The following is a 19,867-nucleotide window of genomic DNA, read 5'->3' on the forward strand; positions in this document are numbered from 1 at the left end:
GGCGGAACGTGAGCCGTACGAGCGATGCCGACTTCGCGCACGGCCAGCGCGAGCGAGAACTCGTCCCAGGCGCTAAAATCCGCCGCCTGAGCATCCACGACGAGCAAGCGTTTTGACGGCGTTCGAGCAGGGTTTCATCCTCACCCGCCACTGGCGGGACACCGCATCCGGCATCGAGATCGAGTTCTGGCTGGCAACCGAACACGGTCCGCGCCGCGTACGCTTGCGCCCGCAGGAAGCCGTCGCGTTCATCCCGGCCGAACAGCAGGCGCTCGCCGAACGCACGCTGGCCGGCGAGCGCGAAGCCGAGTTGCGCCCGCTCGCGCTGCGCGACTTCCGGCAACGGCCGGTCGTCGGCCTCTATTGCAAGCGCTACCGCCATCTGTCCGGACTCCAGAAGCGCCTGGCCACGGCCGGCGTCGACGTCTACGAAGCCGACGTGCAACCGCCCGACCGCTACGCGATGGAGCGCTTCATCACGGCCTCGGTGCAGTTTCGCGGCCAGCCCGGCCGCGACGGCACGCTGACGGGTGGCGAACTGAAGCCCGCAGACGGCTACCGCCCGACGCTGCGCTGCGTGTCGCTCGACATCGAGACCAGCGTCCACGGCGAGCTGTATTCGATCGCACTCGAAGGCTGCGGGCAACGGCAGGTCTACATGCTCGGCCCGCCGAACGGCGACGCAAGCAGCGGCGCAGGCACGCCGGACTTCGACCTCGACTATTGCGACAGTCGGGCCGCGATACTCACGCGGCTCAACGAATGGTTCGAAACACACGATCCCGATGCGGTGATCGGCTGGAACCTCGTGCAGTTCGACCTGCGCATCCTGCATGCGCATTCGGAACAATACGGCATCCCGCTGAAGCTCGGCCGCGGCGGCAGCGTGCTCGACTGGCGCGCGCACGGCCAGCAGCCCGACCACTTCTTCGCGGGCGCGGCCGGCCGGCTGATCCTCGACGGCATCGACATGCTGAAATCCGCGACGTGGACGTTCCCGTCGTTCAGCCTCGAATACGTGTCGCAGGCACTGCTCGGCGAAGGCAAGTCGATCGACAACCCGTACCAGCGGATGGACGAGATCCAGCGCCGCTTCGATCACGACAAGCCCGCGCTCGCGCGCTACAACCTGAAGGACTGCGAGCTCGTCACACGCATCTTCGACAAGGCCGACCTGCTGTCCTTCGCGCTCGAACGCGCGAGCGTCACGGGCCTCGCGGCCGATCGCACCGGCGGCTCGGTCGCGGCGTTCACGCACCTGTACCTGCCGCGCATGCACCGGCTCGGCTATGTCGCGCCGAACCTCGGCGACGTGACGGGACAGAACAGCCCCGGCGGCTTCGTGATGGATTCGCGCCCCGGCCTGTACGACTCGGTGCTCGTGTTCGACTACAAGAGCCTCTATCCGTCGATCATCCGCACATTCCTGATCGATCCGGTCGGCCTGATCGAAGGGCTCGCGAACCCCGGCGACGACGCATCGGTGCCCGGCTTCCTCGGCGCGCGCTTCTCGCGCACCGCGCACTGCCTGCCCGATGTCGTACGCCGCGTGTGGGAAGGCCGCGACGACGCGAAGCGGCAACGCAACGCGCCGCTGTCGCAGGCGCTGAAGATCATCATGAATTCGTTCTACGGCGTGCTCGGCTCGACGGGCTGCCGCTTCTTCGACCCGCGCCTCGCGTCGTCGATCACGATGCGCGGCCACGAGATCATGCATCGCACGCGCGAGCTGATCGAAGCTCAGGGTTACGAAGTGATTTACGGCGACACCGATTCGACGTTCGTGTGGCTCGGCCGCGCGCACGACGACGACGAAGCCGGCACCAAGGGCCGCGCGCTCGTCGAGCACGTGAACCGCTGGTGGCACACACACCTGCGCGACCACTTCGGGCTCGACAGCGCACTGGAGCTGCAATACGAACGGCACTACCGCCGCTTCCTGATGCCGACCGTGCGCGGCGCGGAAGAAGGCAGCAAGAAGCGCTACGCGGGCCTCGCGGCCGCGGCCGGCGGCGGCGAGGACCTCGTGTTCAAGGGGCTCGAAACGGTGCGCACCGACTGGACGCCGCTCGCGCAGCAGTTCCAGCGCGAACTGTACCGGCGCGTGTTCCGGCGCGAGCCGTACCAGGATTTCATTCGCGACACCGTGCGACGCACGCTGGCCGGCGAATTCGACGATCAGCTGGTCTACCGCAAGCGCGTACGCCGGCCGCTGCGCGAGTACGAGCGCAACGTGCCGCCGCACGTGCGCGCGGCGCGGATCGCCGACGAGTTCAACCACGCGCAGGGCCGGCCGCTGCAGTATCAGCGCGGCGGCTGGATCAGCTACGTGATGACGACGGCCGGCCCCGAGCCGCTCGAAACGATGCGCTCGCCGATCGACTATGCGTTCTACCTGAGCCGCCAGCTTCAGCCTGTCGCCGATGCGATCCTGCCGTTCCTGCGGGACGATTTCGAGCGCGTGATCTCCGGGCAGGGGCAGCTGTTCGGCGACTGACGCCACGGCGCCACCTCATCCACTCTTGCTCGTTCTGTAACACAGCTGGCTCGGATTCCCCATTTATCCGGGCGGTCCGGGTTCCTAAACTTGTCTCGTCGGTTCAGCCAGGCAAATGCGAGCCGGACCGTAACGAAACCGTCTGAGGAAACCGTGAAATCCATCATCGTCACCATTGCCGCCGCCGCTGCCGCTACCGCTCTCCTCGCCGCACCGGCCGTGTCCTACGCACAATCGTCGCACTCGACGCTCACGCGTGCCCAGGTGCGCCAGGAGCTGTTCGACCTCGAATCGGTCGGCTACGTGCCGATCGCGGCCGACGGCGAGAACTATCCGGGCGACATCGTCGCCGCGCAGGAACGCCTGACCGCCAAGCGCCTCGCCGAACGCAAGAACGCCGAGGCAGCCTACGGGTCGAATGGCGCACCGGCTATGGAAGCGGGTACGCCGGCGGTTGCAACCGTGAAGCAGTAACGCGCGCGGCCGGTCGCGTCGGGAAAGCGCGCCGCTCCGGGCGGCCCTCGGCCCGTCCGGCTAAAATACCGGCCTGCCGCGCGTCCCGCCGCGGCCGGAGGACATTCAATCATGACCGCACGTCGCGGTGCCGCGGTCGCCATCGCACCCGGACACGAGACAGCCAGCCTGTCGAAAGCCCAGAACACGTTCAATACGCTCGTCAAGCAGATCGAAAAGCGGCGCGAGCGGCTTGGCGCCTGGGACGCCGTGATGCCGGCCTTCCAGACGAAATTCGTCGACGGGCTGCTGCCGCTCGAACAGGCCTCGACGGCGTTGCGGATCCGCTTGCTCAATCTGCTCGACGACGCATTCCTGCAGAAGGGCTTGAGCAAGGCCGAGCAGCGCACGCTGTCCGGGCTGATCGCCGACATGGCGCGCAACCTGCTCGACTTCAGCGACGACGCGCAGTTGAAAGTCATCTACAACCGGCACCACGCAGCGGCCGACCATGCACCGGCAAGGCAAGAACCGGAGCCGATTCCGGACGTTGCACCGGCGGACGATCTCGATTCGCTGTCGCCCGACGAACTCGCCGAGCGCATGCAAGCGGAACTGGACGAGCAGTTCAGGCGCGACATGGCCGAGCACGAGGCCCGCGAAGCACAGCGTGCGAAGCGCAAGAAAGCGCCCCGGCAATCGGCCGCGCAAGCGAAGCGCGAGGCCGAGCAGGCCGAATCGAGCAAGTCGATCCGCGAGGTCTATCGCAAGCTCGCAAGCGCGCTGCACCCCGATCGTGAAACCGATCCTCAGGAACAGGCGCGCAAGACCGTACTGATGCAGCGGGTCAACCACGCGTATGAGAAGGGCAATCTCCTGCAACTGCTCGAACTGCAACTGGAAATCGAGCAGATCGACCGGCGCGCGATCGACGGCCTGAGCGAAGCGCGGTTGACGCGTTACAACGGCATCCTGGAGGAACAGCTCCGCGAGCTGGATCAGGAGATTCAGCACGTCGAAACCGGCTTCCGGCGAACTTACGGGATCGCGCAGTCGGTCAAGGTCGCGCCCGATACCGTGATGCGCATGCTCACGCGCGACATTGCCGGCATGCAGCGCAGCAACCACGACCTCACCGTGGCGCTGCGCGAGTTCGACGATCCGGAGAACGTCCGGGACTGGCTGAAGGACATGAAGCGCCGGCCTGCTTCGTCCCGCTTCGACGACGATTCTTTCTAGGCGCGGTTCGACCCTGCGGACACGGCGACACACCACGCCGCCGCGCGCCCGGACACCCTGCCTTACGCCTTGTGCCCCGAGATCGGCCCTGCTTCACCGGTCAGGTTGAACACGCTGTCGATCCACGCGAGAAACGTCGAGAACGTGAAGTCCGACCACTGCTGCGTGCGGAACGCCTTCATCACCGGCGTATCGGCCGGGTCCTGCTGGTTCAGCAGGTTGTCGACGAACGTGCCGATGTCGGCATCGGTGCCGTTCTCGTGAATCCCCGACCCGGTGAAGCTGACGGCCGTCACCTGGTGGTTGTCGATGAAGTCATTGCGCGCCCACGGCATGAAGTAGCCGAAGTTCGGCAACGGGTTCAGCGTCTGCTTGAGCCCGTCCAGCTCCTTCGCGAACATCGCGAGCGACAGCGCATCCTTCGTCGCATCGTCGGGCGCCGCCATCACGGCCGGCACGAACGCGCGATAGTGATACGCGGCGATGATCTTGTCGCGCTGGTAGCTGGAAAAACCGAAGCGGTCATGCGGAAAGGTCGCCGACAACGCCGCGTACGCGCTCCCCATGTTGCCCGGATCGAAACGGCTGGTCAGCCGGCTGTTCACGGTGATCATCCCGTCGGGGCCCGTCATCCCCCACTCGGTGCGCACCTTGTCGTACAGGCCGACCGACGGATGCGTGGCCGCATCGGCATCGAACGGCGTGTTGAACACCGTGCCGGCATCGTCGAGCAGCGAACTATGCGCCTGCGGCTGCAGCGTGTTGCGCAGCGTCGCGTAGTTCGCGAGCGTGCCGTAGCCGCCCGCGCTCATCCCGTACACGAGCAGCCGGTTCGGCTTGCCGAAGCCGTGCGACGTCAGCCACTGCGCGACCGCCTGGATGTTCTTCAGCCCGCTGTAGTGCTGGAGGCGCCAGTCGCCGGAAGGCGACGTATAGTTGCGCACCGCGCTGCCCATGTGGATATCTCCGGTGCAATAGGGCACGAAAACCTGTGTCCATTGCTGCGTCTCGACCTTCGGCTCGCCGACAAGAATGTGCGCGAGATCCATGCGGGTGAGCAGCGGCGACAGGAACGACGACAGCAGGCTCTCGTTCGCCGTGCCGTTCATGTAGTTGTGCGGGATGCCGTCCGGATTGAAGCCGCCGAGGCCGGCCTCGGCGCCGGTCGACGTCTGCGTGCAGGTGCCGTAGTTCCAGCACGCGCCGCCCGGCTCCATCATGTACAGCAGGTTGTCCGACTGCGCGCGATTGATGTAGAAGCGCATCGGCGTGCCGTTGCCGCACGATGCGCCGCTGCTCTCCGGCAACGTCACTTCGTACCACGAATAATACGGAATCGACGGATCCGGCATGGTCGTATCGGCCGCGTGGCCGTTCAGTGCCGCGCAACCGAGCAGCGTCGCGACGGCGACGCGCAGCAGACATCGTGCTGTGGACATCTCCCCTCCTTGTCGATGGACATGACGCGGCCGCCGGGCATCGTCCCGGCGTCGCGGATTCGGCGCTCAGTGCGCGCCGGACGGTGAAGCGCCGTCGAACAGCTGGACACGCAGCGCCTGCAGGCGCTGCGCGATGACGGTCTGTTGCTGGTCGGGATCGGCAATGCTCGCCTGAACCTGCCGGACGACGTCGCGGCTTTGCTGCTCGTACGCGAGATAGCGCGGATCCTGCGCGGGCGACGGGCCGACCGTCTGCTGCGCATACGCATCCCATTGCGCGCGCATCGACCGGATCGCCGCGCTGCGTGTCGCGGGATCGGCCTCGGTATCGGTCAACAACGCCGCGCTGAGCGCTTCAGCCTGCACGGGCACGATTTCGTTGCGCGCGACGTGGTCGGGAAGTTCGTCGAGAATCCGGCGCGCGAGCGCGTCGCGCTCAGCTTGCGGCAGGCTGTTGCGGCGATCGCCGTACGCGGCGACTTCGTCGCGGAACCGCGCGAACGCGACGATGCGCTTCACTTCGGCGTCGGCGTCGGGGCGCCCCGCGAGGCTGCGGCGCAGCGCGTCGACATCGAGCCGCCGCTCTTCGGGGCCGGGCGTCGCGGCGCCGGTGCCGAACGCATCGGCCGCGCCCGGCTGCGCGTTCGCCATCGCAGCCGTCGTGCCCGATGACGCGGCTTGCGCCGGTGTCGCTGCTTCATATCGCCAGATTGCAACGACGGCCACGCCGATCGCCGCGATCGCGCCTGTGCGCCGCCAGAGTGCCCTGTTCTTCTTCACGTCGCCTCCTCGTCACGTCATGCCGTTCTGCGCCGGTGCATCCGCGAGTAGGTTCTAGGTCGAATCCGGCACGCAGTCAAAAGCGGCGCTAGAACGCAGGCACTAAACCTGCTCGCATCGGCCGCGCCCGGCAAAACGTTTGAAACGCGTTTCGTTGCCGCATGGGCAAACACGGCATGTCGCGCGCCACGCCCGTGCGGCGGCGGTTCGGGCCGGTGCACGTCCCGCGAGTCGCAGCGCCAAGCAAGGCACGGTCCAGCCGAACGACGCGCGGCGGCGCCCGTTCGGCGTGGCCGATACGGATGGCCGGATCGGACCCGTCTAACGACCCGCTCAGCGCTTGGTCACCATTTTGGCCAGCCCTATGCTGATTTCCGACACGCGCCGAACGGTCGGCGCGACGCACACCCGAACCAGCCGAGCCCGTTCCATGAGCCGTGCAGACCTTCCGCTTCGCGCCCCTGCGGCCGTCCGCGACTACCGTTACTACCTTGACGCGCTCGCGGGCCGCCGGCTCCCCGCCGCGTTCGTCGATCTCGATTGCCTCGACGCCAATCTCGCCGACCTGAAGCGCCGCGCGCACGGCATGCCGATCCGGCTCGCGACGAAGTCGGTGCGCTCGCGCGAGCTGATCGGCGCGGTGCTGGCCGCCGGCCCGTTCATGCAGGGGCTGCTGTGCTACTCGGCCGCGGAGGCCGCGTGGCTCGCGGACGGCGGATTCGACGACATCGTCGTCGCCTATCCGACCGTCGAGCCCGACGACCTGCGCGCGGTCGCCGCGCAACTCAGGCTGGGCCGCTCGATCACGCTGATGGTCGACGACGGCGCTCAGGTGGACGCGATCGACCGGATCGCGCACGACGAACGCGTAATGATCCCGCTCGCGATCGATCTCGACATGTCATCGGCATATCCGGGCCTGTACTTCGGCATGTACCGCTCGCCGGTACGCGACGTGGCCGGCGCACTCAAGCTCGCCAACCGCATTCGCGAGCGGCAGCACGTGCGGCTCGATGGGCTGATGGGCTACGAAGGGCAGATTGCGGGCGTCGCCGACACCGAGCCGGGCGGCGGCGCGCGCAACGCGCTGGTGCGCCACCTGAAGCGCCGCTCGGCGCGCGAGATCAATGCGCGCCGCCAGGCCGCCGTGCAGGCGCTCGCGGCAGCCGGCCACACGCTGCGTTTCGTGAACGGCGGCGGCACCGGCAGCTTCGAGAGCACGCTCGGCGACGCGTCCGTCACCGAGCTCGCGGCCGGCTCCGGCCTCTACGCGCCGGCGCTGTTCGATCACTACGCGGCATTCCACGCGCAGCCGGCCGCCGGCTTCGCGCTGCCGGTCGTGCGGATGCCGCAGCCGGGCATCGCGACCTGCTCCGGCGGCGGCTATATCGCGTCCGGCCCGGCCGGCAAGAGCCGCCTGCCGCGCCCGTGGCTACCGGCCGGCTGCACGCTGATCGCCAACGAAGGCGCGGGAGAAGTGCAGACACCCGTGCGCGTGCCACCCGGCTTCGCACCGGCCATAGGCGATCCGATCCTGTTCCGCCACGCGAAAGCCGGCGAGCTGTGCGAGCGCTTCAACACGCTGCTGCTGATTCGAGGCGGCCGCGTGGTCGGCGAGGCGCCCACCTATCGCGGCGAAGGCAAGAGCTTCTTCTAGCGGGCTGCGTGGCCCTCATTCAAACCGCTCAAACCAAACCATTCAAACGAAACCCACGGAGACAACGCATGTGGCGCAACTGGTCCGGATATGTCTGCAGTCCTGATGCAACCGTATCGATGCCCGCGTCGCGCACCGCGCTCGCGTCCGTGCTGCGCGATGCGGCGGCGTCGGGCGCCACCGTGCGCGCGGCGGGCGCCGGTCATTCGTTCTCGCCGCTCGTGCAGACCGACGACGTGATCCTGTCGCTCGACGCCATGCAGGGCGTGATCGACGTCGACCGCGACCGGCGCGTCGCGCGCGTGCATGCGGGCACGCGGCTGTGGGCGCTGGGCCCCGCGCTCGCCGCGCACGGCCTCGCGATGGAAAACCTCGGCGATATCAACGTGCAGTCGATCGCCGGCGCGACCAGCACCGGCACGCACGGCACCGGCATCACGCTCGGCAACCTGTCGACGCAGATCGACAGCCTGACCTTCCTGTGCGCGGACGGCAGCGAGATCCGCGCGACGGCCGACACGCATCCCGACGTGTTCGCGGGCGGCCGGATCGGGCTCGGCGCGCTCGGCGTGCTGACCGAGATCGGCCTGCGCCTCGTGCCGGCGTTCAACCTGCGCCTCGAGCGCGGCGGCATGCGGCTCGACGACTGCCTCGCGCAAGCGGACGCGCTGATCGCGAAGCATCGCTCGTTCGAGTTCTACTGGTTCCCGCACACCGACACCGTGCTGACCAAAGCGTGGGACATGACCGACGAGCCGGCCAACGCCGTGCACTGGGCGAGCCGCGCCTCCGAATCGTTCCTCGAGAACACGGTGTTCGGCGCGCTATGCGGGCTCGGCCGGCGCGTGCCGTCGCTGTGCCCCGCGCTGAGCCGGCTGTGCGCGTCGACCGTGTCGGCTGGCCGGCATGTCGATGCGAGCTACGCGATGCTGTCGACGGTGCGTCGCGTGCGCTTCAACGAAACGGAATGGTCCGTGCCGGCCGAACGCGGCGCCGATGCGCTGCGCGAAATCCGCGACTTCATCGCGCGCCGCAGCTTCCCGCTGATGTTCCCGATCGAATACCGCTGGGTGCGCGGCGACGACATCTGGCTGAGCCCCGACTACGGGCGCGACAGCGTGCGCATCTCGGTGCACCAGTATCGCGGGATGCCGTTCGACGCGTACTTCTCGGGCGTGCAGGCGATCTGCCGCAATCATGGCGGGCGGCCGCACTGGGGCAAGGTGCATGCGCTGCGCGCGGCCGAGCTGGCCGCGTGCTACCCGCACTGGGACGACTTCCTCGCGCTGCGCGAACGGATGGACCCGCACGGCCGCTTCCTGACACCGTACCTGCGCACGCTGTTCGGGCTGCAGCAAAGCTCATCGGCACCCGCGCCGGCTTCGACGGCCCGACGAGGGACACACCCGATGCACGAAACGGCCGGCGCCGCGCAAGATCGGCCGCGTTCCAGCCAGGAGGCTTCATGAGCACCGCCACGCTGCACACCGCCGCACAGTCGCGGCCCGATCCGTCGACCGGCGCCGTCGTGCGCCTCGCGCTCGCGTTCGCGGCGGCCACCAACGGCCTGATCCTGTCGCCGTTCCTCGTCGCGGCCGTGATGACGCGCTTCCGGCTCGACGAAGGCACGGCGACCGCGCTCGTCAGCGCCGAGATCCTCGGCATCGCGATCAGTTGTGCGCTGCTGTCGCACCGGATCGCGCGCGCAGCGCGGCCGTTCACGCTGGCCGGCATCGTCGGCACGATCGTCGGCCAGGCGGCCAGCGCGGTCGCGCCCGGCGTCGTGTCAGCGGCCGCCGCGCGCGGGATGACGGGGCTGTTCGAAGGGATGCTGTTCGTCGTCGTCGCATCGGGTGTATCGCAGCGCGCGTCGACCGACCGCCTGTGGGGGCAAATCAACCTGCTCGCGGGCGGCATCAACGGCGGCATCCTCGTGCTGATCTCCGCGCTGCCGGCCGCGTGGCTCGGCCGCTGGGTGTTCGCGCTGCTGGCGGCCGTCGTCGCCGTGCTGGCGCCCGCGATCCGCGGCATCGACGCGTTCGCGAGCGCGCAGTCGCAGGCCCGCGCGCGCGGCCACGCGCTGCCGTGGCGGCCGGTCGTCGCGATCTGGGTCGTGACCGCGCTCGTGTACGGCGTGCAGGCGTCGCAATGGGCGATCGCCGGCTTCGTCGGCGAGCGGGCCGGGCTGTCGCCGACGACGATCGGCGTGCTGCTGTCGGTGTCGTCGCTGCTCGGCTTCGTCGGCGCGGCGATTCCGTCGCATCCGGCCAGCCACAAGCACCGCCTCGTGCTGATCTGGGCCGCTCAGCTCGCGATGATCGGGTCGATCGAATGGTTCTTCGCCGCGCGCGGCGGCAGCGCGTACTTCCTGAGCCAGTTCGTGTTGAACAGCGCGTTCTTCGTCATCGTGCCGTTCCTCACCGGGATGCTGTCCGACGTCGACCCGGACGGCTCGCTCGTCGCGCGCACGCTCGTCGTCACGTTCTTCGCGGCCGGTATCGGCACCGCGTTGTCCGGCGCGCTGCTCGACCGCTTCGGCGGTACGCATGTCGCCCACGTGCTGTGCGTGGCCGTGCTGGCGGCCGCGCCATGCGTGCGCATCGCGTTGCGGCGCGCGGAATCGGGTGCCGTGGCCCGCGCGTCGTCCTGATCGCACTGCGCAACGGCGTGGCCGCGACGCACCACGAGATTGGCCGCCACGGCCGTGGCCCGCGCAAATTTGGTTTTCTACAGTCGTTTCCGGCAGTGCAACGCTGCCGGCCCCCTGACCGATGTGGAGTCCAGAAGAATGAATCGTCCCGATAGCATTCGCGCGGCGTGCTGCGCGGTGATGGTCCTGGCCAGTGCCGGCGCGCACGCGCAAAGCAACGTGACGCTCTACGGCGTGATCGATGCGGGCATCCGCTACGAGACGCACGGCGTGTCCTATGGCGCCGACGGCACGCCGGTGTCGACCGGCCGCAAGATCTCGATGGCCGACGGCGGCGGCCTGACCGAAAGCTACTGGGGCCTCAAGGGCAATGAGGATCTGGGCGGCGGGCTGTCCGCGCAGTTCAACGTGGAAAGCCACTTCGGCCCGAACAGCGGCGCCATCGTGCCGGCCGGCTCACCGAATTTCTTCCAGGTCGCGTACGTCGGGCTCACGTCGACGTCGCTCGGCCAGCTCTCGCTCGGGCGCCAGTACAACGTGCCGTTCGAGATGGTGTCGCTGACCTTCGGCTCGAACCTGTGGGCCGGCCCGCAGGATCCGTACTTCAACCTGTTCAAGCCGGAGCAGACGATGCTCGCGGGCGCGCGCACCAGCAACATGATCCAGTACGGCGCGCAGCTCGGCAGCTTCTACCTGCTCGCGCAATACGCGCCGGGCGGTCACGCGGGCGGCGGCGTGAACGGCGGCCAGCTCGGCGCGGCCGCCGCGTATGCGCCGGACAAGGGGCCGTTCACGGTCGGCGCATCGTTCATGCGCAGCTGGGACGACGTCACGCACGGGAAATTCGACATCTACACGGGCGGCGGCTCGGTGACGATCGGCAACGCGACCGTCAACGCCGGCTATATCGAGAACGCGCGCGACAACGATTTCACGTCGTTCGAGAACGGCCCGTTCAGCCCGACCGACCTGGCCGGGCTCGGCATCATCTCGCCCGCGCAGGTGGTCGACCCGACGACGCCCGGCGGGTTCCGCCGCCGCAAGATGGCGCTCGCGGGGCTGACGTACCGCTTCACATCGGCGTTTACGGCGGCCGTCAACGCGTGGTGGACCCAGCAGTCGGGTTACACGTCGGACTTCGACGGCCGCGCGCGCCAGTTTCAGGTGATCGCCGGCTACAGCCTGTCGAAGCGCAGCATGCTCTATGCGGAAGTCGACTACGCGATCTACCGAGGCGGGCTGGTCGGCGCGCAGCTGGTCGGCGTGAACGGGCAGGCGCCGAGTACGAGCACCACGCAGCTCGGTGCGACGGTCGGCCTGCGCCACTACTTCTGACGCGGGGTCGCATGGCATGTGGGCGATAACGGCCGGGGCGGCACCCCGGCCGAGCGGGACGAGTACAATCCGTGGAAAAAAACAGGGAGCATCCATGGACGATACCGCCCGTTATACGACGGCGAATCTGCCGGTGCATTTACTGCGGTGCCTCGCGGAGACAAGCAAGGAACTGGGCATCGATCCCGTGCGGCTGTGCCTCGGGCTCGGCTTCGACGTGGCCGACCTGTCGAATCCGTCGTGCCGGATTTCGTTGCGCCAGGCGAGCACGATGATCCGGCGTGCGCTCGAAATGGCGCCGCGGCGCGCGCTCGGCCTCGAACTCGGCACGAGCGAGACGATCGCGTCGATCGGGCTGGTCGGCTATGCGATGCTGACGAGCCCCACGCTGAAGGACGCGATCACGGTCGGCCTCGAGTTGCAGCGCCACACGGGGCCGCTGATGCGCTTCGACCTCGTGTCGGACGCGCGCACGCTGTCGATCCGCGCGACCAACGTCTTTCTCGAACCGGATATCGAGGCGTTCCTCGTCGAGGAAGCGTTCGGCAGCTTCATGAAGATCGGGCGTTCACTCGTCGGCCCGTCGTTCCAGCCGAAGGTCATCGACCTCAGCTACCCGCCGCCCGCGTACGCGGAGCAGTACGCTCGCGTGTTCCAGTGCCCGGTGCGCTTCGAGCAGGAGCAGAACCTGCTGTCATGCGACGCGTCGCTCGGCAACCGCGCGATCGCGACGCACGATCCGCTCGCGCATCGCCAGGTGCTCGAATTCCTGCAGGACGCACTGCCGCCCGAATCCGAAGGCACCGAGTTCCTCGAATCGATCGAACGGATCATGCGGCGCGACCTGCGGCATACGCCATCGCTCGCCGAGATCGCCGCGCAGTTGTGCATGAGCGAGCGTACGCTGAGGCGGCGGCTCGCCGACCAGGGCGTGTCGTATCAAACGGTGATCGACACGATCCGCCGCAAGCGCGCATTTACGCTGCTGAGCAACCCGCGGCTGTCGATCGAGGATGTTGCGCACGAAGTCGGGTTCAGCGACGCGCACAACTTCCGCCGCGCGTTCAAGCGCTGGACGGGGCATGGGCCGCGCGAGGGGCAGCGCACGGCGTAGTAGCCCCGCCGCACGGCTGCCATGACGTTACGCCGCGCCCGCCAGCGAACGATCGAGCGCGACGAGCGTCTGGTACAGCACGCGCGTGCCGTCGAGCAGTTGCTGCGGCTCGATCCATTCTTCCGGGCAATGGCTGCGGCCGCCCAGGCACGGAATGAAGATCATCCCGATCGGCCCGGTCGGCGCGACGTACACGGCGTCGTGCCCCGCGCCGCTCGGCAGCCGCATGCTCGGATAGCCGAGCTGCGTGGCCGCTTGCTCGACCGCGTCCATCACGAGCGGCTGGCAGTCGGTCGGGCGCGCACGACTCACGTGCTCGGCGCTTGCACTCAAGCGCAACGCATCGAGGCGCGCGGCCGCACCGGCCAGCAGCGCCTCGGGGAAAGCGTCGAGCACCGCGTCGCTGTCGCTGCGCACTTCCAGCATCAGCTCGACATGGCCCGGCACCGCGTTCGGCACGTTCGGCGTCATCGCGATCCGCCCGATCGTCGCCACCACGTAATGCGGGTTGCCCGACAGCGCCGACGCGCGCGCGTGCGCGGCCTCGATCAGGTGCGCGGCGCCGACGAGCGCGTCGCGGCGGATATCCATCGGCGTCGTACCCGCATGATCGGGCTGGCCGGTCACGGTAATCAGCACGCGCCGGATGCCGACGATGTTGGTCACGACGCCGATCGGCAAGCCGCGCGTTTCGAGCACGGGACCCTGTTCGATATGCAGCTCGACGAACGCGGCCGTGCTGCCCGGCGCGCGCAGCGGCTCGTGCAGCGCATCCGGGTTGCCGCCGATGCGGCGCAATGCTTCCGCCAGCGTTTCGCCTTCGGCGTTCGTCGCGCGCAGCATGCCCGCGTCGAGCACGCCCGACAATGCACGGCTGCCGACGCACGAGATGCCGTAATCGCTCGGCTCCTCTGACAGGAAGTCGATCACCTCGAACGGATGGTCGAGCACGATCCCCTGCTCGTTCAACGTATGCGCGACCTCGATGCCCGCGAGCACGCCGATGATCCCGTCGAAGCGGCCGCCGCCGACCACCGTGTCGCAGTGCGACCCCGTGACGAGCGGCTTCGTGCAGCGGCCGCTGCCTTCGCGGCGGCCGATCAGGTTGCCGCCCGCGTCCATCGACACCGCGAGCCCGGCTTCGGCGAACTGCGCGGCGAGCCATGCACGCGCCTCCGTGAAGAGCGGCGAGAACGCGCGGCGCGTCCACGGAACGTCGGGCCGCGTGAAGCGCGCCAGTTGCTCGACGCGCGCGCTCAGGCGTTCGGCGTTCAGCGGCGGGAAAGGGAAAGCCGTCGGGTTCATGCTTGCTCCTGTTGCGTGGCGATCGACCGGCTGCCGTGCGGCTTCAGGAAGCGGCCCGAGCCCGCCGCGTTGACGATGCGCTCGCCGTCGTACACGAGCGCGCCGCGACAGTAGGTGGCGGCGATGCGCACCGTGAATTCCATCCCTTCGAATGCGCTCCACTGCACGGCCGACAGGCTGCGCGACGGATCGAACGCGTAGCGTTCCGGCGTGAGGATCACGAAATCCGCATCGGCGCCGACGTCGAGCGATCCCTTGCGATCGTCGAGCAGGAAGTGCCGCGCAGGATTCGTCGCCAGCAGTTCGGCCACGCGCGTCGGCGCGATCCCATGCTGTTCGCAGCCGGTCCAGAATGCCGGCAGCAACGTTTCGAGCCCCGGGCCGCCCGATGCATTGCGGAACACGTTCGGGTCACCCTTGCGTTCGAGCCCCCAGCTCACGTGATCCGACGACACGAACGTGCATTCGCCGCGCGCGATGTGCGTCCACAGCAGGTCCTGCTCGGCGCGCGGCCGGATCGGTGGGTAATGCTTGGTTTTCGCGCCGAAGCGCTTCGTATGCGTCTCGTGATCGAGCATCAGGTACTGCACGCAGGTCTCGATACTGGCGCGATGGCCGGCCTGCCGGAACATGTTGCACAGCGCGAAGCCGCGCGACGTCGACACATGCACCGCGTGCGCGCGGGCGCCCGTCTCCGCGCCGATCTCGTAGATCAACGCGGTCGCGAGGTTCTCGATCAGCGGCGGATGCGCGCGCAGGAACGCGTCCCAGCCCGTGTCGCCTGCCTCTATCATCCGCGCGACGTTCTTGCGCGTCATGTCCTGCATCTGGTTGTGCACGCCGCATGCGAGGCCCGACGGCGCGATCAGCCGGAACGCGTCGTACAGCACGTCCTCTTCCACGCGCGGGAACCGGCCGGGCGTCGCCTCGAACGTCGAGAACTTGAACGCGCACACGCCGCCGTCGATCAGCCCGGCCGCCGCTTCGAGGCCGTGCTTCGCGTTGAGCGTGCCGTACAGCGCGACGTCGACGTGGCAGTCGCGCTCGGCTTCCGCGATCTTGCGGTCGAGCTGCGCGCGCGACGCGACCGGTTCCGGATCGTCGTACGGCATGTCGACCATCACCGTCACGCCACCCGCGGCGGCCGCACGCGACGCGTGACCGAGCCCCTCCTGGTTGGCCTGGCTGGCCGCATGCACCTGCCCGTCGACGACGCCCGGCAGCACCCACTGCCCGCGCGCATCGATCGTGTCGCGCGCCGCCGGCGGCACGCCCGCGCCGCGCGCGGCGATCCGTCCGCCCCGGATCGCAAGCCAGCCGTCGTCGACCACCTCGCGCGCATCGACCAGACGGCCGCGCACTACCTGCTCGAATTCGCTCATCTTCGCCTCCTGCTTTTTTGATCACGAGCAGTTTAGGCAGCGCTCTGCCAGAATGTCTCATGCCGATTTATCGTCCCCACATAACATGGAGTTAAGGCTGTGCGTCTGAACCTGCGCCAGATCGAGGTGTTTCGCGCCATCATGCTGACCGGCTCGATCAGCGGCGCCGCGAAGCTGCTGCACGTATCGCAGCCGGCCGTCTCGCGGCTCATTTCGTATGCCGAACAACGGCTCGGCCTCGCGCTGTTCGAGCGCATCAAGGGGCGGCTCTACCCGACACCGGAGGCGCAGCGGCTGTTCGTCGAAGTGAACGCGGTGTACCAGAGCGTGCAGCGCGTCAACGAAATCGCGGAGGACCTGATCGAGAACCGGATGGGCCACTTGCGCATCGCGTGCAGCCCCAATCTCGGGCAATCGCTGCTGCCGCGCGCGATCGCGGCGTTCTACGAGCGCTTTCCCGACGTGCGCATCATCCTGCACACGATGATCCCGAGCGTGCTGCTGCAAGCGGTGCTCACGCAGCAGGTCGAGCTCGGCATCGCGTTCCTGCAGGACACGCACCCGAACGTCGAGAGCCAGCCGCTCTATGAAAACCGGATGGTCGCGGCCGTGCCCGCATCGCACCCGTTCGCGCGCCGCAAGACGCTGGCCGTGCGCGATCTCGCGAACCAGCCGCTGATCGGCTATGGCAGCGACATTCCGCTCGGGCAGCTGGTGCGGCGGCTGTTCAGCGACGAAGGGCTCGTGCCGCAGGTCAAGATCGAGGTGCAGCAGGCGCACGTCGCATGCGCGCTCGCGCAGGCCGGCACCGGCATCGCGCTGATCGACGAACTGACGGTCGCGGGGCCCGTGTGGCCGCAGATCGTCGTGAAGCCGATCGTGCCGACCATTTCCGCGCCGGTCAGCGTGCTGCACCCCGTACTCGCACCGCTGTCGAGGCTCGCGAACGAGTTCATCGACACACTTCATTCGCTGTCCGCAAACGCATGAATTCCGGTGCCGAAACGGGCTGAAATCGTTGTCCAGCCTGCGTTTCGCCGTCCCACCGGCAGCCGCCGATCGCGGCGCGGGCAGCCCGTCGCTCGGGCGTCACCGGGATTACCCTACGCTTAACATCGCGTTATGAAGTCTCCATAAAATAGCAATAACGCTCAATATTCGGCGTCCCTAGAATCGTTTGGACAGTACCGCCACACAAGGCTTTCCGGCCGGCGCGTACAGCCCTTTTTCCCTCTCAGGACAAACGACACATGGGACGCATTCTGTCTTCGAAGGACGTCGAAGCCGCCGTCAAGGGCGGTTCGGTTTTCGCATGCGGCGGCGGCGGCTGGGCCGACCACGGCCGTGAACTCGGCACGCTCGCGGTCACGATCGGCCGCCCCGAACTGGTGAGCATCGACGAGTTGCCGAACGACGCATGGATCGCCACGGCTGCCGCGATCGGCGCGCCGGGCGGCCTCACCGACTGGCAAATGCTCGGCGCCGACTACGTGAAGGCCGCGCAGCTCGTCCAGGACGCGCTCGGCGAGCCGCTCGCGGGGCTCATCATCGGGCAGAACGGGATGTCGAGCACGCTGAACGCGTGGCTGCCGTCCGCGCTGCTCGGCACCAAGGTGGTCGACGCGGTGGGCGACATCCGCGCGCATCCGACCGGTGACATGGGTTCGCTCGGCCTCGCATCGAGCACCGCGCCGATGATCCAGGCGGCGGCCGGCGGCAACCGCGCCCAGCATGCGTACATGGAAGTGGTCGTGCGCGGCGCGACCGCGCGGGTGTCGCCGGTGCTGCGCAAGGCGGCCGACATGGCCGGCGGCTTCATCGCGAGTTGCCGCAACCCGATTCGCGCATCGTATGTGCGCCAGCACGCGGCGCTCGGCGGCATCAGCCGCGCGCTCGCACTCGGCGAAGCGATCATCGACGCCGAGCGACGCGGCGGCAGTGCGGTGATCGATGCGATCTGCGCGACCACGCACGGCGAGATCATCGCGAGCGGCAAGGTCGAGCGCAACACGCTCGAATACACGCGCGAAGCGTTCGACGTCGGCCTCGTCTACCTCGGCAGCGGCGCGCAGCGCGCGGTCATTCACGTGATGAACGAACACATGGCGGTGGACGACGCACACGGCGAACGGATCGCGACGTACCCGGACGTGATCACGACGCTCGATGCCGAAGGCCGCCCCGTCAGCGCCGGCCAGTTGAAGGAAGGGATGGAGATCCACGTGCTGCGCGTGGCGAAGGCGCACATTCCGCTGTCGTCGTCGGTATTCGATCCGGCCGTGTATCCGCCGGTCGAAGCCGCGCTCGGCATTTCGATCGCCGACTATGCGCTCGCGCGCTGAACGGAGGGCGACACCATGACCCGCACCTTCGAAGTCACGTCCGGCAACACGCTGCGCTGCAAGGGCTGGCGCCAGGAAGCACTGCTGCGCCTGCTCGAGAACGTGCTCGCCGTCGGCGAGGACCCCGAACAATTGATCGTCTACGCGGCGCTCGGCCGTGCGGCGCGCGACTGGCCGTCGCACGACGCGATCGTGCACACGCTGAAGACGATGGACGAGGACCACACGCTCGTCGTCCAGTCCGGCAAGCCCGTCGCGCTGCTGCGCACGCATGCGAGCGCGCCGCTCGTCGTGATGGCGAACTGCAACCTGATCGGCCAGTGGGCGAAGGCCGAACACTTCTACGAACTGGAGCGGCGCAACCTGATCTGCTGGGGCGGCCTGACGGCCGGCGACTGGCAGTACATCGGCTCGCAGGGCGTGATCCAGGGCACGTATGAAATCTTCTCGCGCATCGCCGAGCGCCATTTCGACAACGACCTGCGCGGCCGCTTCATCCTGACCGCCGGCCTCGGCGGAATGGGTGGCGCGCAACCGCTCGCGGGCCGGATGGCGAACGCGGCGACACTCGTCGTCGAGATCGACCAGACGCGCATCGACAAGCGGCTGCAGATCGGCTTCCTCGAACGGCAGGCGCGCGATCTCGACGAGGCGCTCGCGCTGATCCGCGACGCGCAGGCCCGGCGCGAACCGATCTCGGTCGGCCTGCTCGGCAACGCGGCCGACGTGTTCCCGGCGATCCTCGCGCGCGGCGTCGTGCCCGACATCGTCACCGACCAGACGGCCGCGCACGATCTCGTCTACGGCTACGTGCCGTCGGGCTTCACGCTCGACGAAGTGCGCGCGCTGCGCGAGCGCGACCTCACGCGGCTGATGGATGCGAGCCGCGCGTCGATCGTGCGACACGTCGAGGCGATGCTGGGCTTCAAGGATCGCGGCGCGATCGTGTTCGACAACGGCAACCTGATCCGCACGCATGCGAAAGACGGCGGCGTCGCGCGCGCGTTCGAGATCCCGGTGTTCACCGAGGCATTCCTGCGCCCGCTGTTCTGCCGTGCGATCGGCCCATTCCGCTGGATCGCGCTGTCGAACGACCCGAACGACATCCGCCTCATCGACGACTACCTGCTCGAACACTTTCCGGACAACCGGATCGTCACGAACTGGATCCAGCGCGCCCGCGAATGCGTGCCGTTCGAAGGGCTGCCGGCGCGCATCGCATGGCTCGGCCACGGCGAGCGCACGCGGCTCGCGCTCGCGGTCAACGCGATGGTGCGCGACGGCGTGCTGGCCGGGCCGGTCGCGTTCACGCGCGACCACCTCGATGCCGGTGCGATGGCGCACCCGAACATCATGACCGAGAACCTGCGCGACGGCTCCGACGCGGTGGCCGACTGGCCGCTGCTGAACGCGATGATGAGCTGCTCGTCGATGGCCGATCTCGTCGCGATCCATTCGGGCGGCGGCGGCTACAGCGGCTACATGACGAGTGCGGGCGTCACCGTCGTGGCCGACGGCAGCGCGGCGGCGAACGAGCGGCTCACGCTGTCGATGACCAACGACACCGCGCTCGGCGTGATCCGCTACGCGGATGCCGGCTACGAAGAAGCTCTCGACGAAGCGCAACGCAAGCAGATTCCGCACATCCGGCTGTAACGGCCGGCTCGCACGACG

The 19,867-nt window shown here is 68.3% G+C and carries 15 protein-coding genes; 11 read left to right on the forward strand and 4 right to left on the reverse strand.

The window, feature by feature from the left end; genetic code table 11:
* Window positions 1–112: 112 nt before the first annotated feature.
* The 3 genes from KEC55_RS26430 to KEC55_RS26440 all read left to right on the forward strand — a co-directional run bounded on the left by KEC55_RS26430 (window position 113) and on the right by KEC55_RS26440 (window position 4,189).
* Window positions 113–2,497: a DNA polymerase II gene (locus KEC55_RS26430; protein WP_282508057.1), complete on the forward strand. Its 2,385-nt coding sequence runs from the start codon at window positions 113–115 to the stop codon at window positions 2,495–2,497.
* A gap of 153 nt (window positions 2,498–2,650) precedes the next feature.
* Entirely contained in the window at window positions 2,651–2,971 is a 321-nt protein-coding gene (locus tag KEC55_RS26435) for a DUF4148 domain-containing protein (RefSeq protein WP_282508058.1), read from the forward strand.
* A gap of 111 nt (window positions 2,972–3,082) precedes the next feature.
* Window positions 3,083–4,189 carry a J domain-containing protein gene (locus KEC55_RS26440; RefSeq protein WP_282508059.1) on the forward strand — a complete coding sequence of 369 codons (1,107 nt, stop codon included), beginning with the start codon at window positions 3,083–3,085 and terminating at the stop codon, window positions 4,187–4,189.
* A 62-nt stretch (window positions 4,190–4,251) separates the two neighbouring features.
* On the opposite strand, the gene KEC55_RS26445 is transcribed toward KEC55_RS26440, so the two are convergent.
* A complete protein-coding gene (locus tag KEC55_RS26445) occupies window positions 4,252–5,628 on the reverse strand; it encodes a pectin acetylesterase-family hydrolase (protein WP_282508060.1) in 1,377 nt (458 codons plus the stop codon).
* 66 nt (window positions 5,629–5,694) lie between these two features.
* On the reverse strand, window positions 5,695–6,408 hold the full coding sequence (gene plcR / locus KEC55_RS26450) for a phospholipase C accessory protein PlcR (protein ID WP_282508061.1): 714 nt from the start codon (window positions 6,406–6,408) through the stop codon (window positions 5,695–5,697).
* A gap of 430 nt (window positions 6,409–6,838) precedes the next feature.
* Here plcR and KEC55_RS26455 point away from each other — a divergent pair, with 430 nt between their 5' ends.
* From KEC55_RS26455 to KEC55_RS26475, 5 genes are all read left to right on the forward strand, one after another.
* Window positions 6,839–8,065, forward strand: coding sequence for an amino acid deaminase/aldolase (locus tag KEC55_RS26455; RefSeq protein ID WP_282508062.1), 1,227 nt, complete (start codon window positions 6,839–6,841; stop codon window positions 8,063–8,065).
* A gap of 68 nt (window positions 8,066–8,133) precedes the next feature.
* Window positions 8,134–9,534 carry a D-arabinono-1,4-lactone oxidase gene (locus KEC55_RS26460; RefSeq protein ID WP_282508063.1) on the forward strand — a complete coding sequence of 467 codons (1,401 nt, stop codon included), beginning with the start codon at window positions 8,134–8,136 and terminating at the stop codon, window positions 9,532–9,534.
* Window positions 9,531–10,715 carry an MFS transporter gene (locus KEC55_RS26465; protein WP_282508064.1) on the forward strand — a complete coding sequence of 395 codons (1,185 nt, stop codon included), beginning with the start codon at window positions 9,531–9,533 and terminating at the stop codon, window positions 10,713–10,715. The genes KEC55_RS26460 and KEC55_RS26465 overlap by 4 nt, the downstream gene beginning before the upstream one ends.
* 138 nt (window positions 10,716–10,853) lie before the next feature.
* Window positions 10,854–12,050 (forward strand): porin, encoded by a 1,197-nt coding sequence (locus KEC55_RS26470; RefSeq protein ID WP_282508066.1) that lies wholly within the window; start codon window positions 10,854–10,856, stop codon window positions 12,048–12,050.
* A gap of 94 nt (window positions 12,051–12,144) precedes the next feature.
* Window positions 12,145–13,164 (forward strand): AraC family transcriptional regulator, encoded by a 1,020-nt coding sequence (locus KEC55_RS26475; protein WP_282508067.1) that lies wholly within the window; start codon window positions 12,145–12,147, stop codon window positions 13,162–13,164.
* Between the two features lie 27 nt (window positions 13,165–13,191).
* On the opposite strand, the gene KEC55_RS26480 is transcribed toward KEC55_RS26475, so the two are convergent.
* Both KEC55_RS26480 and KEC55_RS26485 read right to left on the reverse strand, forming a co-directional pair.
* A complete protein-coding gene (locus KEC55_RS26480) occupies window positions 13,192–14,469 on the reverse strand; it encodes a Zn-dependent hydrolase (protein ID WP_282508068.1) in 1,278 nt (425 codons plus the stop codon).
* On the reverse strand, window positions 14,466–15,851 hold the full coding sequence (locus KEC55_RS26485; RefSeq protein WP_282508069.1) for a dihydroorotase: 1,386 nt from the start codon (window positions 15,849–15,851) through the stop codon (window positions 14,466–14,468). The genes KEC55_RS26480 and KEC55_RS26485 overlap by 4 nt, the downstream gene beginning before the upstream one ends.
* Window positions 15,852–15,950: 99 nt before the next feature.
* Here KEC55_RS26485 and KEC55_RS26490 point away from each other — a divergent pair, with 99 nt between their 5' ends.
* The 3 genes from KEC55_RS26490 to KEC55_RS26500 all read left to right on the forward strand — a co-directional run bounded on the left by KEC55_RS26490 (window position 15,951) and on the right by KEC55_RS26500 (window position 19,849).
* Window positions 15,951–16,841: a LysR family transcriptional regulator gene (locus tag KEC55_RS26490; protein WP_282508070.1), complete on the forward strand. Its 891-nt coding sequence runs from the start codon at window positions 15,951–15,953 to the stop codon at window positions 16,839–16,841.
* 260 nt (window positions 16,842–17,101) lie between these two features.
* A complete protein-coding gene (locus KEC55_RS26495) occupies window positions 17,102–18,193 on the forward strand; it encodes a DUF917 domain-containing protein (RefSeq protein WP_282508071.1) in 1,092 nt (363 codons plus the stop codon).
* A gap of 15 nt (window positions 18,194–18,208) precedes the next feature.
* Complete coding sequence (locus KEC55_RS26500) at window positions 18,209–19,849, forward strand: urocanate hydratase (RefSeq protein ID WP_282508072.1); 1,641 nt, start codon at window positions 18,209–18,211, stop codon at window positions 19,847–19,849.
* Window positions 19,850–19,867 lie beyond the last annotated feature (18 nt).

Origin of the sequence: Burkholderia cepacia (genome assembly GCF_029962485.1) — a bacterium.
Lineage (GTDB): Bacteria > Pseudomonadota > Gammaproteobacteria > Burkholderiales > Burkholderiaceae > Burkholderia.

Coding starts and splice junctions, on each gene's coding strand:
- KEC55_RS26440 (WP_282508059.1), top strand. CDS start 3,083: ATGACCGCACGTCGCGGTGCCGCGGTCGCCATCGCACCCGGACACGAG.
- KEC55_RS26445 (WP_282508060.1), bottom strand. CDS start 5,628: ATGTCCACAGCACGATGTCTGCTGCGCGTCGCCGTCGCGACGCTGCTC.
- KEC55_RS26455 (WP_282508062.1), top strand. CDS start 6,839: ATGAGCCGTGCAGACCTTCCGCTTCGCGCCCCTGCGGCCGTCCGCGAC.
- KEC55_RS26460 (WP_282508063.1), top strand. CDS start 8,134: ATGTGGCGCAACTGGTCCGGATATGTCTGCAGTCCTGATGCAACCGTA.
- KEC55_RS26465 (WP_282508064.1), top strand. CDS start 9,531: ATGAGCACCGCCACGCTGCACACCGCCGCACAGTCGCGGCCCGATCCG.
- KEC55_RS26470 (WP_282508066.1), top strand. CDS start 10,854: ATGAATCGTCCCGATAGCATTCGCGCGGCGTGCTGCGCGGTGATGGTC.
- KEC55_RS26475 (WP_282508067.1), top strand. CDS start 12,145: ATGGACGATACCGCCCGTTATACGACGGCGAATCTGCCGGTGCATTTA.
- KEC55_RS26480 (WP_282508068.1), bottom strand. CDS start 14,469: ATGAACCCGACGGCTTTCCCTTTCCCGCCGCTGAACGCCGAACGCCTG.
- KEC55_RS26485 (WP_282508069.1), bottom strand. CDS start 15,851: ATGAGCGAATTCGAGCAGGTAGTGCGCGGCCGTCTGGTCGATGCGCGC.
- KEC55_RS26495 (WP_282508071.1), top strand. CDS start 17,102: ATGGGACGCATTCTGTCTTCGAAGGACGTCGAAGCCGCCGTCAAGGGC.
- KEC55_RS26500 (WP_282508072.1), top strand. CDS start 18,209: ATGACCCGCACCTTCGAAGTCACGTCCGGCAACACGCTGCGCTGCAAG.